This window comes from Stenotrophomonas rhizophila (assembly GCF_003651185.1).
Taxonomy (GTDB): Bacteria; Pseudomonadota; Gammaproteobacteria; order Xanthomonadales; family Xanthomonadaceae; genus Stenotrophomonas; species Stenotrophomonas maltophilia_Z.
Genome location: NZ_RCDC01000004.1, coordinates 2,171,944 through 2,189,038, shown reverse-complemented (window position 1 = coordinate 2,189,038; position 17,095 = coordinate 2,171,944). Strand labels below are relative to the sequence as shown.

Below are 17,095 nucleotides of genomic sequence, written 5' to 3'. Positions count from 1 at the left end.
CGGCCTCAGCTGTCGGCGCAGCCGTCGCGCTGGAGGTCTTCCGGCACCGGATACGCGCGCTGCCGGGCATCGAAGATGAGGTGGTAGAACTCGGTCGCCGGGCCCGTGCAGTCGTGGCCGCTGGCACGCACCGTCAGCGGCCAGTAGCCATCCACGGCGTTGCTGTCGCCCACCGTCGTGCTGAAATCGACCGCGAACACGCCCTTGCCGCAGTCGGCCGGATTGCCGTCACAGCCGTGCAGGGCGAGATTGTCGAGGTGATCGCGGTACTGGGCGACATCGCGCAGGCGATGGTTGTGCTCGGCGATGTAACTGCGCCAGGCGCGCCGATGGCCGCGCCGGTGTTCCTCATGGGTGATGAGGAAGGCACGGCGTTGCGGGCCGAGCTGCGCGATCTGGACCGTACCCGGTGCGCCGTGGCGCCCGTATGGGCCCTGCAGGCGCTGGGCCATTACCAGCAGCGGATCCTTGGCCGGCAGTGGGGCGAACATGCCGCCGCGGTTGGCCTCTTCGTCGTCCTTGCCCACGCGCAGCACATACAGATCGACCCGGCCCGGCTCGACCGTGGCTGCGTCGTCCAGGGTCTGGCACACCGCCAGCAGGGTCTGCTCATGATCGTCGGCCGTGACCGTGTCACGCGCGCACACGCTGCGGGTGACCGGGCGCAGCGCCTCGACCTCGGTGTCTTCCCACGCATCCTTCCACGGCGCATCCAGGCCGGCCTTGTCGCCATAGCGCGTGCGAAGGAAGGCCAGCAGGCGCTGGGTGTGATCGCCCCTGACCCGGACGATGTCTTCCGGCTGCGGCGTCGTATTGAGCACACGCTGTGGTTTGGCGGGTTCGGAAGACGCAGGTGTGCGCTCGCAACCGGCCAGCAGCGCGAGCGCCACACCTGCCAGTGCCCACGAACGGATCACTCGCACCCTTCGCGCTGGAGCGCCTCGGGGAACGCATACGTCCACGCTTTCGGGTCCAGGGTGAAGCGATGTTCGCGCCGCACCGGCTGCCCGCCACACCCCAGGCCGGTCTCTTCGATCACCAGCGGCCACTGTCGCGCCGCCGGATCGCGGCTGTCGAAGGACAAGGTGAAATCGAGGTTGAACAGCCGCGCCTGGCACTCCGGTTCCGCATCGGCATCGTCGCAGTCGTAGGCCGCGTTGTTGTCGATATGGCTGCGCACCCCGCCGGCCTCCACCAGCCCACTCGGGCCAGGCAGCACCAGCGTCTGCGTGATCAGCGAATAGCCCTGGCCGAACCAGCCATGCTCGATGCGGAAACCGTAGAAGTCGCTGCCGGCGCGGAGAATCTGCACCGTGCCGGGTTCACCCTGGCTGCCGAAGTTCTGCCCGGTCAGCTCGGCGGCCACGGCAAAGCGGTCCGCCTCGGGGCGCAGCACGAAGAAGTCGATCGCGCCCGGGTCCGGGTGGGCATTCTCGAGGGGTGAGCCGCAGACAGCCAACAGCTGCTGCCAGCTGTCGCCGGTCACCACCGGTTGCTCGGCACACACATGCCAATCGGTGAGGCGGGTGTCGCCGTCCTGGGTCCAGCTGCCACGCCATGTCCCTGAGAGCCTGGCGGCCTTGCCGTAGCGCTCGGTCAGGAAGGCCTGCAGGCGCTCCGTGCGGCTGACGTGGGCGTGCGGGGCGGCTTTCGCCGCGGCCGCATCGGGCACTGGCTGCGGCGGTGCGGGTTCACTGGCCGGCGTACAGCCAGCCAACCCTGCAGCAGTGGCGATCACCACCGCTGCAAGGCGGTGGCGTTGCCGTGGAGACATCCGTGTCGATCCGGGCATCAGTGGCGGAAGTGACGCACGCCGGTGAACACCATCGCCAGGCCATGTTCGTCGGCCGCGGCGATCACTTCGTTGTCGCGCATCGAGCCACCCGGCTGGATCACCGCCTTGATGCCGGCCGCAGCGGCGGCGTCGATGCCGTCGCGGAACGGGAAGAACGCATCGGAGGCCATCACCGAGCCTTCCACCACCAGGTTCGCATCGGCGGCCTTGATGCCCGCGATGCGCGCCGAGTAGACGCGGCTCATCTGGCCGGCGCCGACACCGATGGTGCGGTTGTCCTTGGCGTAGACGATGGCGTTGGATTTGACGAACTTGGCCACCTTCCAGGCGAACAGCAGATCGGCGAACTGCTTGTCGGTCGGCGCCAGCTTGCTCACTACGGTCAGTTCGTCGCGGCTCATGCCGCGGTTGTCGGCGCTCTGCATCAGCAGGCCCGAACCGATCCGCTTGGTGTCGTAGTTGTTGCGCCCGTCGCCGTGCGGAATACGCAGCACACGCACGTTGGCCTTCTTCGTGGCGTATTCCAACGCCGCCGGCTCGTAATCCGGGGCGATCAATACTTCAACGAACTGGCGGTCCAGGATCACCTGCGTGGTGGCCAGGTCCAGCGGCTGGTTGAAGGCGATGATGCCGCCGAAGGCGCTGGTCGGGTCGGTCGCGTAGGCCAGCTCGTAGGCATCGCCGTTGCCGGCACCCACGGCGACGCCGCACGGGTTGGCGTGCTTGACGATCACGCAGGCCGGCACGTCGAACTGACGCACGCATTCCCACGCCGCATCGGCATCGGCCAGGTTGTTGTAGCTCAGTTCCTTGCCCTGCAGCTGCTGGAACGTGGCCAGCGTGCCCGGCACCGGGTACAGGTCGCGGTAGAACGCGCCGCTCTGGTGCGGGTTCTCGCCGTAGCGCAGGTCCATCACCTTCACGAAGTTCGAATTCATCTGCGCCGGGAATTCCGCACGCACCGGCACGGCGGTGTCGGTGGTGGTCACGGCAGAAAGGTAATTGCTGATCGCCGCGTCGTACTGGGCCACGCGGTTGAATGCGGCCACCGAGAAGGCGAAGCGCTTGGCCGCCGAGAGCTTGCCGTCGTTGGCGTCCAGTTCGGCCAGCAGTTCGGCGTACTGCGACGGATCGGTCGCCACCGCCACGCGGGCGAAGTTCTTGGCCGCCGAACGCAACATCGCCGGGCCACCGATGTCGATGTTCTCCACGGCATCTTCAAGCGCGCAGTCCGCCTTGGCGGTGACCGCCTCGAACGGATACAGGTTCAGCACCAGCAGATCGATCGCGCCGATGCCGTGTTCGGCCATCACCGCGTCATCCAGCCCGGCACGGCCGAGCAGGCCGCCGTGCACCATCGGGTGCAGGGTCTTGACCCGGCCATCCATCATTTCCGGGAAGCCGGTGACGTCGGCAACGTCCTTCACTGCCAGGCCGGCCTCGCGGATCGCCTTGGCGGTACCACCGGTGGAGAGCAGCTCCACGTTGCGCGCCGCCAGGGCGCGGGCCAGGTCGATCAGACCGGTTTTGTCGGAAACGGACAGCAGGGCCCGGCGCACGGGCAGCAGATCGGAACTCATGGGGGCAGGAGATCGAAGCGGAGCGGGGGCATATTGTAGGCCAGTGGCGCTGGCATGGCCCCAGAAACGACGAAGGCCGGCACCGAGCGCTGCTCGATCCGGCCTTCTCCCGCCAGGCACTACGCGCCTGCCCACCGGCATCAGGTGGCGATGCCGTATTCCTTCAGCTTCTTGCGCAGGGTGGCGCGGTGGATGCCCAGCATCGCCGCGGCGCGGCTCTGGTTGCCTTCGCAGTGGTTGAGCACTTCCACGAACAGCGGGATTTCCATTTCGCGCAACACGATCTCGTAGACATCGTCCGCATCGCAGCCATCCAGGTCCCGCAGGTAGCGCCTGACCGACTGGGCCACGTGTTCGCGCAGGGGTGGCTTGGGCGCGCCACGACTGTTGTCAGGACGAGAAAGGACAGCGTTCAAGGAGTTTCCCGGTGCAAGAGCCGGGGCGGACAACAGCCCACGGCGGAAGGGTGATGGGGCCAGTCTAGCGCGTGCGTCGGTCGCCTGCCACGCTCCGGGCCCCCCGGCGACGCCTCAGAGGAACTCAAAGGTGAATGCGACGGTAGACGCGGCAGGCTCGCGCACGCGGAAGGCGATCTGCGCACTTTGCCCCGGTTCCAGCGTGGCGGCCGGGTCCGTGGCGCGGTCCAGATAGTCGGCCGGCGCGAACACATTGGTGCCGATCACACGGCCATCGGCATCGGACAGCGACAGCCGCAGCGACGGCCAGGCCTGGGCCCAGCGTGCGTCGTTGCGGATGCTGGCCTGCACCTGCAGCGCGCCGGCCTGGCCCGGAACCGGGCGCACATCGCGGCTGAGCATGCTGAAGGCCGCCGGCTCGCGCCAGGCTGGCAATGAACAGCGCAGCGCGCCGCATAGCGCGGCAATCCAGGGGCGGGTGCCCGCATCGGCGGCAAGCCGGGCGCGGTCGGCCACGGCGATCTGCACCAGCAGCACGGCGGCCAGCCCGGCAACCATGCCCCACTGCCAGCGCGGCGTGCGCAGGCGCGCACCGGGCAGGCGCAGGAAGCTCGGTGTGGTGATCGCCTCGGGCGGCGGCAGGGCCGCCGTGGCGGTGCTGCGCGCGACTCCCGTGCGGGTGTCGTCATCATCCGGCGGCGCTATCGATGGCGCTGCCGTGTCAGCAGGCGACGTAGCCGCTGACCCGGCGTCGCCCACGGGCGCGCGTTCGGATGGAGGTGGCAGGTCGAGTTCGAACGCCGGTGCCGGGCGCTGCGGCGCGTGCACCGGCTGTGCATCGATCACCTGTTCCACCGCCAACGGCGCGATGCCATCGTCCACGGGCGACGTCGGCATTGCCGACGCCTCATCGTGGGTCACGGAAGGCGGCTCAGCCGGATCGGCCGGCGCCTCCGGCGACGTACGCAGGAACGTGGCGATCGGGCGTCGCGGCGGCATCGGGGGCTCGGACATGGGCACGGGACCGGGCAGGAGTCGGGCTATTCAAGCACGGCGGACGCCGGTGATGCGCATCCAGTCGCCGTCCTGCGCCACCGCCAGCTGTTCGAAGGCCGGGGCATAGCGTTCCAGCAGTTCGCCTTCCTGCCCATGCAGGATGCCCGACAGCGCGATGCGGCCGCCCGGGGCGACGCGCGCGGCCAGCACATCGGCCAGTGCATCCAGTGCCGAGGCGAGGATGTTGGCCACCACGACCGGGTACGTTGCCTGCGGCTCGTCGTCCGGCAGATAGACCTGCACGCGCTCCTGCAGGCCGTTGCGCTCGGCGTTGTCACCGGTGGCGAGCACTGCCTGCGGGTCGTTGTCCACGCCGACCGCGCGCGCGGCACCCAGCTTCAGCGCCGCCAGGGCGAGGATGCCCGAGCCGCAGCCGAAATCGAGCACGGTGTTGCCGGCCAGCGCCCCCTCGGCGGCCAGGCCGTCCAGCCAGCGCAGGCACAGGGCCGTGGTCGGGTGGGTGCCCGAACCGAACGCCAGACCCGGGTCCAGACGAACCACGGCGGCATCCTCGGCCTGTGCGGCCTCTGGCAGTTCATGGTTCCACGGCACGATCCAGGTGCGATCACCGAAGGCCATCGGCTGGAACTGGTCGATCCAGGCGCGTTCCCAGTCTTCGTCGGCCACGGCGCGGAAACTGGCATCGGCCCAGTCCAGGCCGGGGTCGAACGCATCCAGCGCGGCCAACAGGGCCAGCGCATTGGTATCGCCCGGGAACAGTGCGGTCAGCACCAGGTCGTTCCACAGCGGGGTCTCGCCCACACCCGGTTCCAGGATCGCGCGCTCGTTGCTGGTGTCGGCATCGGCATCGAGCAGGGTCACCGCCAGCGCGCCCACGTCGTCCAGCGCATTCTCATAGCGCGGCTGGGTGGCTTCGGTGCAGTGCAGGGTGAGTTCCAGGAAGGGCATGGGGGCAGGGACCGGCGGAAAACCGTGCATGTTAGACCAGTGCGGGCCGCGGGTCCCGGCGGTACCGCGGGGAGGCCGTCTCGCCGGCCGGTAAGATCGGCCCGACGACCCGTTCAGACAGCGTTGCGGCTGCTTGCTAAACTTGCATTTCTGCCGTCTATCGCTGACAGCCTCTGACGTCCTGCCCATGGCGCTCGTGCCCACCCTCAAAACCTGGTTGCTGGTCGTGCCAGCCCTGGCGTTGCTCGGGGTGGTGGGCTACCGCGCGGGCGATCGGGTACTGCATACCGATCAGGCCGCGTCGCATCTGGATGAGCCGCAGGCCGGCAGCGGGCCCACCGCGGTGCCGGCCGAAGCGCGGCAGCTCGCCCGGCGCCTGCTTGGCAGCGAACGTGGCACGGCCGTGGCCTCTGGCCTGCCGCTGGACCTGCGCGCCGATATCGAAGGCGATACCGATCTGTTTGCCTATGCGCAGCGCCTGCAGCTGCAGGCCGCCAACGGCAATGCCGAGGCCGGGTGGATGGTCAGCCGTGTGTACGATTACTGCGCCACGTACGCCATGGATCCGGGGGGCTACCAACTCGACAACGACGTGTTGACCGGGCTGGGCATGAAAGCGTCTGTATCGATGGTGACCGCGCGCCAGCGTGTTTCGCGCCGTTGCGCCGGCTTCGTCAGCAGCGACAATCTGGGCCGGTCCCTGATCATGCGTCAGCGTCTGCAGGCCGCCAAGGCCGGTAACCTGGCGGCCGAGGCATCGCTGTTCGCCGAAGGCCATCCACTGGAAACCGCACCGGACTACCGCCGCGGGCTGGTCGAGCGGGTGATGGAGTCGCGTGATCCGGAAGCCTTCATGGCACTGGCGCCGGGCATGGGGCAGCGTGCCAGTGGCGACAGTGCGATGAGCGGCATGGTGGCCGGCGATCAGTTCAGCGAACTGGCCTGGCGGCTGGCGGCCTGCGAACTGGGCATGGCGTGCGGGTCGGATAGTGTGCTGATGAACAATTTCTGCGCGAACGGAGGGATCTGTTCGCAGGACGGTGGGCAGGACTTTGCCACTTTCGTGTATGACGCCGCGGTATCGCGGCAAGGTGCGGGGAAAATGAACGTGTTGGTCGAAGAGCTGGTCAAGCAGAGGAATGGGCGATGAATTACCGTCGAATCCTGCACGGTGCCAAATTCTGGTTCTGGGTGGCGTTGTTTGTTGCGTACTCGGCCGGGGCGGTGGGTCTGGTGATGATCGACACCTATGACGATCGTTACCGAAGCCTGTCCAAAGTACAGTTGACCTCGGTCAAGGCCGATGCCGAAGTGCGTCGTGCCGGCGCCAGTCAGGTCGCTGCGGTGTATCGCGCGCAGAGTGGCATGCCGTTCGCTTCGCTGCCCAGCGGCAGTACCTTCCAGGTGGTGTGGCCGGATGGGTCCACCGAGACGATGGTGATCGTGGACCCCACCTCGTCGCTGGGCGTGGAGCCGGTGAAGCATTCGCAGGTCACCGCGGCTGATACCGCCAAGCCGTAAGCGCGCCTGTAGCGCCACGCCATGCGTGGCGGCGGTATCAGGCGGCATGTCACGCGTACGCCGACCACGGGTTGGCCCTACCGCGTTTGTGTCCTCTGGCAGCGCGGTTCGCGCAAACAGAAAGGCGGGGAGATCCCCGCCTTTCTGCTGTCCTGCATGCCGCGTGGAAAAACCGATCAGGTCAACGCGATCGACTTGTTCTTGCGTTCGGCCAGGCGCTTTTCCAGGTAGTGGATGTTCTGTCCACCGGCCTGGAAGCCCTTGTCGCGCATGATGCGCTGCTGCAGCGCGACGTTGGTCTTGATGCCGTCCACGACCAGTTCGCTCAGCGCCACGCGCATGCGCGCGATCGCGGTCTCGCGATCCGGGCCGTGCACGATCAGCTTGCCGATCATCGAGTCATAGTTCGGCGGCACGCGGTAACCACTGTAGATGTGGGTATCCACACGCACACCGGGGCCACCCGGCGGATGGAACGCGGTGATCTGGCCCGGGCTCGGCACGAAGGTTTCAGCGTCTTCGGCGTTGATGCGGCACTCGATCGCGTGGCCGGTCAGCACCACGTCGCTCTGCTTGATGGTCAGCTTCTGGCCGGCGGCGATGCGCAGCTGCTCGCAGACCAGGTCGATGCCGGTCACCATCTCCGTCACCGGATGTTCCACCTGCACGCGGGTGTTCATTTCGATGAAGTAGAAGCGGCCGTCTTCGAACAGGAACTCGAAGGTACCCGCGCCGCGGTAGCCGATGCGGATGCAGGCTTCCACGCAGACCTTGCCGATCTCTTCGCGCAGCTCGGCGGTGATGCCCGGTGCCGGCGCTTCTTCCACCACTTTCTGGTGGCGGCGCTGCATGGAGCAGTCGCGTTCACCGAGGTGGATGGCGTTGCCCTGGCCATCGGCAAGCACCTGGATTTCCACGTGACGCGGATTCTCCAGGAACTTCTCCATGTAGACCTGATCGTTGCTGAAAGCGGCCTTGGCTTCGGACTTGGTGGTCTCGATCGCCGCCTTCAACGAGGCTTCGGCATGCACCACGCGCATGCCACGGCCGCCACCGCCACCGGAGGCCTTGATGATGACCGGGTAGCCGATCTCACGGGCGATCTTGGTGTTGGCCACGATGTCGTCGGTCAGCGGGCCGCCCGAGCCGGGCACGCACGGCACGCCGGCCGCCTTCATCGCGCGGATCGCTTCCACCTTGTCGCCCATCAGGCGGATGGTGTCGGCCTTGGGGCCGATGAAGATGAAACCGGATTCTTCCACGCGCTCGGCGAAGTCGGCGTTTTCCGACAGGAAACCGTAGCCCGGGTGGATGGCCTGGGCGTCGGTGACTTCCGCCGCGGCGATCAGGGCCGGGATGTTGAGGTAGCTCTCCGAGGACGGTGCCGGACCGATGCAGACCGACTCGTCGGCCATGGCCACGTGCTTGAGGTTGCGGTCGACCGTGGAATGCACAGCCACCGTGCGGATGCCCAGGGTATGGCACGCGCGCAGGATGCGCAGCGCGATCTCCCCTCGGTTGGCAATAACGACTTTGTCGAGCATGGACTAATCCTTAGCCGATCACGAACAGCGGCTGGTCGAATTCGACCGGCTGGCCGTTTTCGCCCAGGATGGCGACGATGGTGCCGGAGACATCGGCTTCGATCGGGTTGAACATCTTCATCGCTTCGATGATCGCCAGCGTTTCACCGGCCTTGACCGCCTGGCCGACCGACACGAAGGCCGGCTTGTCCGGCGAAGACGACGAATAGAAGGTACCGACCATCGGCGCGCGCAGCACGTGGCCATCGGGCAGGGCGTTGCCGGCCTTGGCGGTGCCACCGGTGGAGGCTTCGGTCGGCGACTGCATCGGCATCGCCGGTGCGGCAGCCTGGGCCGGTGCCGGGGCCATCATCATCTGCGGCTGGGCCTGCACCATGCCGTAGCCGGAGACGGGCGCGCGCGACAGACGCACGGACTCTTCGCCTTCCTTGATTTCGATTTCGGCGAGGTTCGACTCTTCCAGCAGGTCGATCAGTTTCTTGATTTTGCGGAGATCCATAGGGGCCTCTTTGGCTCGTGGTGTCAGTGTGGTGGGAAGCGCGGTGCGCTCGGGTCAAAGCAATTCGTAGAAATCGCGCAGCTGCCGCGTACGGTCGCGCGCGAGGGTGGTCAGGCAGTGCATCTGCGCGCCATTGCGCGAGGTGCCATCAGCGTTGAAGGCGTAGACCGCGTCGCAATCGTGGTCGCGCAGCTGCATCCACGCGCGCTGGGCCAGGATCAGCTGCTTTTCCGCATCGGCGCAGTGCGTGCAGGCGCCTTCGGCCGCCTGGCTGCGCAACTGCTGCCGCGCCTGGGCGTACACCGCGTTCAATTCGGTATCGGCGGCGCTGGCCACGTCCGAGGCGCACAGATCCGATTCCATGGTGCCGCTGGGCCGCGCACAGTCGATGCCTTCCGCGCTGCGATCCGCGGCACTGGCGCCGCCACACAGGCAGCCCCACAGCGCGACGCTGGCCAGGACACGCGGCAGCGTCATCACGCCGAAGCAGCCGCCAACCGGGTCAGCGCCGCATCCATCGCATAGCGATAGCTGTCCGCCCCGAACCCACAGATCACCCCGACCGCCTTGTCGCTGAAATAGCTGTGCTGGCGGAAGGGCTCGCGCGCATGCGGGTTGGACAGGTGGATCTCGATGAACGGCACGTCCACCGCGGCCAGCGCATCGCGCAGGGCCACCGAAGTGTGGGTGAACGCGGCCGGGTTGATCAGGATGAAGGCGGTGCCGTCATCGCGGGCAGCCTGCACCCGATCCACCAGCACGTGCTCGGCGTTGGACTGCAGGCTCTCCACGGCATGGCCGGCGGCCTGCGCCCGGGCCAGCAGGGCCTGGTCGATCTGCGCCAGCGTGGTGTGCCCATAGACCCCCGGCTCGCGCGTGCCGAGCAGGTTGAGGTTGGGGCCATGCAGGACCAGCAGTTTCGCCATGGGTGCCGAACAACAGGAAAGGGCGGAGTCTGGCGGAACTGGTGGATCGTGTCCAGTTCGACGAAGTTACGCGCGTTTCAAGCGGATGTTTGAAAGTTGTGCGGGACCGTTGCGGTTGCACGGTGTCCGCAGCCCGCGCGGCCTCGGGCGCCGCTGCGGAGACACGTGGGGCTGGTTAGCCACGCATTCCCCCAGACAGCATCGGAACGACGCTACAGGTTCAGGCAACGTGGCCGATATCTCCGCATGGCGCGCAAAGCGCGTGCCCGATCGGCCGGTGGGATGGCCGGCTCGGCGACCGCTGTGTAGTTCGTGGCGGTCACGGGTGGAACAAAGATTGCAGCGCGTGACCTGCCTGGAAGGAACCGGGCAGCGGTAGGGGAAGGATCACAACTATCCAGGCGGGCAATCGCTCTTGGGGGACTCCCGGGGCGGTTGTGCTGTTTTCGGCCTTTCCGCGGAAAGGCACTACAAGGCAACAAGGGGTGTCGTGTGTCGTTGATCGTGTCTGCCTGCCGGGCCGCTGGCGTGTGTCCCAAATCCCAACAGCGCCGCACTCTGCGTCGCTTCACCCTGTTCGCCGCAGCGTTCTGCGGCCTTGCCGTAACCGCGCCTGCGATGGCGGCGCTGTCCAGTGGCTGCCAGGCGATTCAAAACTACTGGGGGAACGGCATCACGGTCAGCGGCGGTATTGACGATTATCAAGCGGACTATCAGGTCGCCCAAGGCGAGCGAATCCACTACACAGTGACGTCCTCGGGCAGTACCAATGCGACCGCTGGAGCGGGAGGCGGTGGCTTCACCCTATGGCAGGGAAACAATGTTACCGACGTGGGCGAAAACTACGCGGCGCAGAACAATGAGTTGAATCTCAACGCCACGCACACCGTGCCAGCCGATTTCAGCGACTACCAGGTGTACCTGTGGTCGGGCACGGGCGGCGGCACTTTCACCGCAACGGTGACCTGCCAGGCGCCGGCACCCCCGACCATCAGCGACGCACGCATCAGCATCAGTGGCGGGACCGGTACCGGCGGCGCATACAAGATCGGCGATATCCTCACCGCGACGTGGAACAACAGCGCGAGCGGCGACAACAATGCCGGCGTGAGCGCGGTGACCGTCGACTTCAGCCAGTTCGGGGGTGGTTCGGCCGTCGCGGCCATCAACAGCGCCGGCATCTGGACGGCGACGTACACCCTCACGGCCGGTTTCATCGACGCCGCCAACCGCAACGTCAGCGTGACCGCGAGCAATGGCGGTGGCAGCACCACCCGTGCGGACACCACCAATGCCACGGTGGATACCATCGCCCCGACGTTGGCCAATGCAAACATCAACATCAGCGGTGCATCGGGAACTGGTGGTGCCTACAAACTCGGCGACACCGTCACTGCCGTCTGGAACAACACGGCGGGTGGGGATAACAACAGCGATACGATCAGCGCAGTCAGCGTGAACTTCAGCCAGTTCGGTGGCGGCGCCGCTGTCACCGCCGTCAACAGCAGCGGCGTCTGGACGGCAACCTATACGATCGTCGGTGGCGCCATCAATGGGGTCGGCAACCGCAACGTCACCTTGACCGCGACGGACAATGCCGGCAACACCACCACCACGGCCGATACCAGCAACGCGACGGTCGACAATCGCATTGCTTCGGTCAACAGCATCGCGCCGGTGGGATCGCCCGCCGCAAGCGACGCGGCGATGGCATTCACGGTGACCTTCGATGAGACGGTGTCGAATGTGTCCACGGACGATTTCACACTCGTCGGCACGGGCAGTGCCAGCGGCAGTATCGTGAGTGTGTCGGCGAGTTCCGGGACGTCGGTCAACGTCAACGTTGGCAGCATCGCGGGTTCGGGGACGCTCAAGGTCAATCTCAATGGCGCGACGGACATTGCCGATGCCGCGGGCAACACCGGTGTTGCGCCTTACCTGTCCGGTGTGACCCACACCGTGGCGATGCCTGTCGCTCCCGGCGCGCCGGTCATCGGCGCAGCAACGCCTGGCGATGCCCAGGTATCCGTGGCATTCACCGCGCCGGCCGATAATGGCGGCTCGGCGATCACCGGCTATCTGGTGACCGCCAGCCCTGGCGGTGCCACCGCAGGTGGCAACGGATTCACCACGTCACCCATCGTGGTCACAGGCCTCACCAACGGCACCGCCTATACGTTCGACGTGAAGGCAATCAACGCAACCGGCACTGGCGCAGCCTCCGGCGCGACCAGCGCGGTGACCCCGAAGGGCAACCAGTCCATCACGTTCGGCAATCCGGGCACTCAGACCATGGGCACGTCGCCAGCGCTCTCGGCGACGGCAACCTCGGGACTCGTTCCTGTGTTCAGTTCGTCCACTGGTGGGGTGTGCACCGTCAGCTCGGGCGGCACACTGACCTTCTTCAGTGCCGGCGTGTGCACGATCGACGCCGATCAGGCGGGTAGTCCCGCATGGAATGCGGCTACCACGGTGACGCAGACCTTCACCGTCAATGCGGTGGTGCCAGGTACGCCGACCATCGGCACGGCCACCGCCGGCAACACCCAGGCCACGGTCACGTTCACGTCACCGTCCTTTACGGGTGGCAGCGCCATCACCGTGTACACGGTGACAGCCAACCCGGGCGGGGTCATTGCGACCGGCGCCGGTTCACCAGTCACGGTGACCGGCTTGACCAACGGCGTGGCGTACACCTTCACCGTCACCGCGAGCAACGCAGCGGGAACAGGTGACGTATCGGCGGCGTCCAACAGTGTGATGCCTGCAGCGCCGCAGACCATCACCTTCAACAACCCCGGCACGCAGAACTTCGGCACCACGCCGACCCTGACCGCCACCTCCAGCGCCGGTGCCGGCTATACGGTCAGCTTCGGATCCGCCACCTCCGGAGTGTGTACGATCACGACCGGCGGCGCGCTGACGTTCCTTTCCGCAGGCACCTGCACCATCAACGCCGACCAGGGCGGCGATGGCAGCTACCTGGCCGCACCCCAGGCAAGCCAGTCATTCACTGTCGCTCCGGTGGCGCCGGGCGCCCCTCCCGCTCCGTCGGCCACTGCCGGTGATACCCAGGTCAGCATCGCGTTCGTGCCGCCTGTGTTCACCGGCGGCGCCAGCATCACCGGCTACACGGTCACCGTCAGTCCGGCCGACGTCGCCCCTGTGAATGGAGCGAGCTCGCCAATGGTGGTTACCGGGTTGACCAACGGGGTCGCGTATACCTTTACGGTCACGGCAGACAATGCCGCCGGCGCGAGCCCGTCCTCGACGGCGTCCAGCGCGGTAACCCCCAAGGCCGCGCAGCTCATCACGTTCAACAACCCGGGAACGCAGAACTTCGGCACAACGCCGGCCTTGACCGCCACGGCGGATTCCGGACTGACCCCGACGTTCACTTCGTCCACCACCGGGGTGTGCACGATCACTACCGGCGGCACGCTGACCTTCGTGGGTGCAGGTACCTGCACCCTGCATGCCGACCAGGCCGGCAACGGCAGCTATCTGCCGGCGGCCCAGGTCACCCGAACGTTTACGGTCAATGCAGTTGTCCCCTCCGCGCCGGACATCGGCACCGCGACGGTCATCGGCGCCGGCCAGGTAAGCGTGACATTCACCGCACCCGGCAACGCTGGAGGCGCGCCGGTCAGTGGATACATCGCCACCGCGATGCCTGGCGGTGCCACCGTCGCGGGGAGCGGCTCGCCGCTGAGTTTCAACGGCCTGACGCCGGGTGTCACTTACACCTTCACGGTGACCGCCACCAACGGCGCCGGTACGGGTTCGGCTTCAGCGGCCTCCAATGCAGTCACGCCGGCACCTGCCCTGGTTGCCGGTCCCGCCACGGCCACCGTCGCCTACGGTGCGGCGGCAACCACGATCACGCTGCCGATCACAGGTACACCGACCGCTGTAGCGGTGGTCACCGCCCCCAGCCATGGCACGGCGACGGTCAACGGCATGGATATCGAGTACGTGCCGGCCATGGGCTATGCAGGTCCGGACAGCTTCACCTACCGCGCCAGCGATGCCTACACCACCTCCGCAGCAGCTGCGGTAGATATCACGGTGTCCGCACCGACGCTGGCGCTGGATCCTGCTTCGCTGGCGTCGACCACGGCCAGCAATGCCTACCGTCACGTTCTGTCGGCCAGCGGCGGTACCGGTCCCTACGTTTATGCGGTCTCCGGTGGCGCGTTGCCGGCCGGCGTGCAGTTGTCGCCCGGCGGCGAACTGTCCGGTATCCCCAACAAAGCAGGCTCCTTCAGCTTCACGGTGTTGGTGACGGACAGCAGCATCGGCACGGGGCCGTTCACCGCGAGCCGCAGCTACACCCTCGTGGTGGATGCGCCGACCCTGGTGCTTGACCAGCCGCAGCTGCCGCCCGCCGATGGCGGGCAGGACTATCGCCAGCGCCTGACCGCCAGTGGCGGGACAGCGCCCTACCGCTTTGCGCTGCGGTCCGGCAGCCTGCCGCCAGGGCTGCTGCTCGCCGAATCCGGGGACATCTCCGGTGAAGCTACGTCCGCCGGTACCTTCGATTTCGACGTGGAGGTGACCGACGCCAATGGCTTCAGCGGTCAGCGGAGTTACCGGTTCGTGGTGGCGGCGGCCGTACAGACCATCACCGGCTTCACCGCAACACCGGCAGATCCCGTCTACAGCGTGGGCGGCAGCTTCCGTGTCGCCGCCACCGGCGGTGACTCCGGCAATCCCATTGTGTTTGCCAGCACAACCCCTTCGGTGTGCGCTGTGCAGAGCGACACCGTGACGATGGTATCGGCCGGTCGCTGCGTGTTGACCGCCAATCAGGCCGGCGACGCATTGCGTGCCGCCGCAACGCAGCTGCAGCTGGAGGTGAACATCGGCATGGCCACCCCGGAGATCACCTGGCAGGACGATCTGAGCAAGGTGTATGGCGAATCGGACTTCGAGCTGGCCCTGCCGCAGAGCACCAGCCCCGGCGCGTTCACCTTCAGCAGCTCCAACATGGCCGTCGCCACGGTCAATGGCCGCAGGGTGACCGTGGTGGGTGAGGGCAGTGCGGTGCTGACCGCAGCACAGGCGGCAAGCGGCAGTTACGCAGCAGCGTCGATCGAGGTCCGGCTGGTCGTGGCGGCGCGCCCTGATCCGACCGCCGATGCGCAGGTTGTCGGCACCTTGCAGGCGCAGGCCGATGCCAGCATCCGCTTTGCCCAGGTGCAGCAGGGCAACATCCGCGACCGCCTGCGCCAGGTGCGGGTCGGCAGCAATGCCTCCAGCTTCAACGTCGCCCTGGCCTACGCAGGCGGCCTTGGTGTGCCGGGTATCTCGGTACCGCTGAACAGAGCGGCCGACAGCATGGTCAACGGTCTTCCGCGCCTGCCCGAGGGCTGGGGTGCGTGGGCAGCCGGTACGGCGACCTTCGGCAAGGCCGGGCGCGGCAGCGGCGGGTTCGACTTCAACACCGGCGGCATCACGGTGGGTGCGGATCGGGCCATTGGCGAGAACGTGCTGCTGGGACTTGCCGGCAGCTGGGGGCGTCAGGACAACGACTTCAACAACAGCCCGTCCAGCACCGATGCGGACCAGCGCTCGCTGGCCGTCTACGGCCTGTGGCGCGCGGGCCAGCACGTGTTCTTCGACGGCATGCTGGCCAGCGGCCGGCTGGATTTCGATGTGAATCGCTGGAATGAGGTGGTCGGCGCGTCGGCGCACGGCTCGCGCAAGGGTGACCAGTGGTTCGGCTCACTTACCTTTGGTTACGAGCATCGCAGTGCCCGCGGCACCACGCTGACCAGCTATGGCCGCTACGATGGGCACCGCGCGAGACTGGATGGCTATCGCGAGCATGGTCTGGATGCATTCGATCTGACCTACGGTCGTCAGGACATCGACAACAGCAGTGTCGCGCTGGGCATCGAGGGCAACCATGCCTTCCAGGGCGAGCGCGTCAGCTGGCGTCCGCATTGGAACGTGGAGTATCGCAAGGCGCTGGAGAACCGCAGCGACGCCACGATGAACTATGTGCAGCGCCCGAACGCGAGCGATTACGTCCTGGCGATGCGCAGCTACAACGACGATGCCTTGTCCATCGGGGCTGGCGTGGACCTGCAGCTGGACAGCGGCTGGATGTTCTCGCTGCTGCTCGGTCACGAGCAGGGTCGCAACAGCCTGCGCAGCAACAGCATCGGCGTGCAGGTGCGGTTTGGCGGGCAGGGCGGCGGCGGAGTGTCGCAGGTGGATGCCGATGGCAGGGGGGCGCGTGAGTGCGCGCAACAGCGTCATCGCGACGCCACCTCGCGTTGTGGCGATCCACTGGCTGGGGTGCGCGGCGAGCGCTGATGCTTCGGACGCTTCATCGCTTCCGGTCCACACCCGGAAGCGATGGGCGTCAGGTTCGCGCATTCCAGCTCAGGGCTTGATCTGGCCGGTCCAGGACTTGCTCATGATCTTCCACTGGCCATCGGTCTTGAGCAGAACCACGTAGTCCACGCCGTCCCAGCCGGGGTAATCCAGCATCACGCGGACGGCCGCCAGGTTGGTGGCCATGTCCACGATTTCATAGCGGCGCTTGCGCTGGGCCTCGTTGGCCGCCGGCGTGCCGTTGAAGCCTTCGGCGAACTGTTCCCCGGTCCGCATCTGCAGCGCGCTGCCACGGGCTTCGGAGTAGCCGATCATCACCCCGTCTGCCCGGAAGACGTCCTTGGCCAACGTATTGTCGGCAGTGATGTAGGCGCGCATGAAGGTCTGCATGACCTTGTCCACCGCCTCACGATCGGTGCTCTGCGCCATGGCCGAGGTGGGGAGCAGCAGGAACAGGCTGGCGGCAAGGCCGACGGATCGAATCGATACTTTCATGGTGTTTCC

The 17,095-nt window shown here is 66.9% G+C and carries 14 protein-coding genes; 3 read left to right on the top strand and 11 right to left on the bottom strand.

The window, feature by feature from the left end; all coding sequences use genetic code 11:
* Positions 1–5: 5 nt before the first annotated feature.
* The 6 genes from BCL79_RS09765 to prmA form a co-directional block, all read right to left on the bottom strand.
* Positions 6–917 (bottom strand): hypothetical protein, encoded by a 912-nt coding sequence (locus tag BCL79_RS09765; protein ID WP_121040391.1) that lies wholly within the window; start codon positions 915–917, stop codon positions 6–8.
* Entirely contained in the window at positions 914–1,774 is an 861-nt protein-coding gene (locus BCL79_RS09760) for a hypothetical protein (RefSeq protein ID WP_121040389.1), read from the bottom strand. Before BCL79_RS09760 ends, BCL79_RS09765 begins: the two co-directional genes overlap by 4 nt.
* A 17-nt stretch (positions 1,775–1,791) precedes the next feature.
* Positions 1,792–3,375 carry a bifunctional phosphoribosylaminoimidazolecarboxamide formyltransferase/IMP cyclohydrolase gene (gene purH, locus BCL79_RS09755; protein ID WP_121040388.1) on the bottom strand — a complete coding sequence of 528 codons (1,584 nt, stop codon included), beginning with the start codon at positions 3,373–3,375 and terminating at the stop codon, positions 1,792–1,794.
* A 140-nt stretch (positions 3,376–3,515) separates the two neighbouring features.
* Complete coding sequence (gene fis / locus BCL79_RS09750) at positions 3,516–3,791, bottom strand: DNA-binding transcriptional regulator Fis (protein WP_038685853.1); 276 nt, start codon at positions 3,789–3,791, stop codon at positions 3,516–3,518.
* Positions 3,792–3,905: 114 nt separating this feature from the next.
* Entirely contained in the window at positions 3,906–4,805 is a 900-nt protein-coding gene (locus BCL79_RS09745; RefSeq protein ID WP_121040387.1) for a DUF3426 domain-containing protein, read from the bottom strand.
* Positions 4,806–4,835: 30 nt separating this feature from the next.
* Entirely contained in the window at positions 4,836–5,756 is a 921-nt protein-coding gene (prmA, locus tag BCL79_RS09740; RefSeq protein ID WP_121040385.1) for a 50S ribosomal protein L11 methyltransferase, read from the bottom strand.
* A 187-nt stretch (positions 5,757–5,943) separates the two neighbouring features.
* Between prmA and BCL79_RS09735 the strand changes: the two genes are divergently transcribed.
* Both BCL79_RS09735 and BCL79_RS09730 read left to right on the top strand, forming a co-directional pair.
* The gene (locus BCL79_RS09735) at positions 5,944–6,906 is read left to right on the top strand and encodes a hypothetical protein (RefSeq protein ID WP_121040383.1); all 963 of its coding nucleotides are present in this window, start codon (positions 5,944–5,946) and stop codon (positions 6,904–6,906) included.
* Positions 6,903–7,277, top strand: coding sequence for a hypothetical protein (locus BCL79_RS09730; RefSeq protein ID WP_121040381.1), 375 nt, complete (start codon positions 6,903–6,905; stop codon positions 7,275–7,277). Before BCL79_RS09735 ends, BCL79_RS09730 begins: the two co-directional genes overlap by 4 nt.
* 176 nt (positions 7,278–7,453) lie before the next feature.
* Here BCL79_RS09730 and accC read toward each other — a convergent pair whose 3' ends face one another.
* The 4 genes from accC to aroQ are packed head-to-tail and all read right to left on the bottom strand — an operon-like array spanning position 7,454 to position 10,246.
* Entirely contained in the window at positions 7,454–8,821 is a 1,368-nt protein-coding gene (gene accC, locus BCL79_RS09725; protein WP_121040379.1) for an acetyl-CoA carboxylase biotin carboxylase subunit, read from the bottom strand.
* A 10-nt stretch (positions 8,822–8,831) separates the two neighbouring features.
* Positions 8,832–9,320, bottom strand: coding sequence for an acetyl-CoA carboxylase biotin carboxyl carrier protein (accB, locus tag BCL79_RS09720; protein ID WP_121040377.1), 489 nt, complete (start codon positions 9,318–9,320; stop codon positions 8,832–8,834).
* A gap of 54 nt (positions 9,321–9,374) precedes the next feature.
* The gene (locus BCL79_RS09715; protein WP_121041291.1) at positions 9,375–9,797 is read right to left on the bottom strand and encodes a lysozyme inhibitor LprI family protein; all 423 of its coding nucleotides are present in this window, start codon (positions 9,795–9,797) and stop codon (positions 9,375–9,377) included.
* A complete protein-coding gene (gene aroQ, locus BCL79_RS09710; protein WP_121040375.1) occupies positions 9,797–10,246 on the bottom strand; it encodes a type II 3-dehydroquinate dehydratase in 450 nt (149 codons plus the stop codon). Before aroQ ends, BCL79_RS09715 begins: the two co-directional genes overlap by 1 nt.
* Before the next feature lie 528 nt (positions 10,247–10,774).
* Here aroQ and BCL79_RS09705 point away from each other — a divergent pair.
* Positions 10,775–16,570 (top strand): autotransporter domain-containing protein, encoded by a 5,796-nt coding sequence (locus BCL79_RS09705; protein WP_147433883.1) that lies wholly within the window; start codon positions 10,775–10,777, stop codon positions 16,568–16,570.
* Positions 16,571–16,639: 69 nt separating this feature from the next.
* Here the strand turns inward: BCL79_RS09705 and BCL79_RS09700 are convergent, their stop codons facing one another.
* Positions 16,640–17,086, bottom strand: a complete 447-nt coding sequence (locus BCL79_RS09700; RefSeq protein WP_121040371.1) for a nuclear transport factor 2 family protein — start codon at positions 17,084–17,086, stop codon at positions 16,640–16,642.
* Between the last annotated feature and the right edge of the window lie 9 nt (positions 17,087–17,095).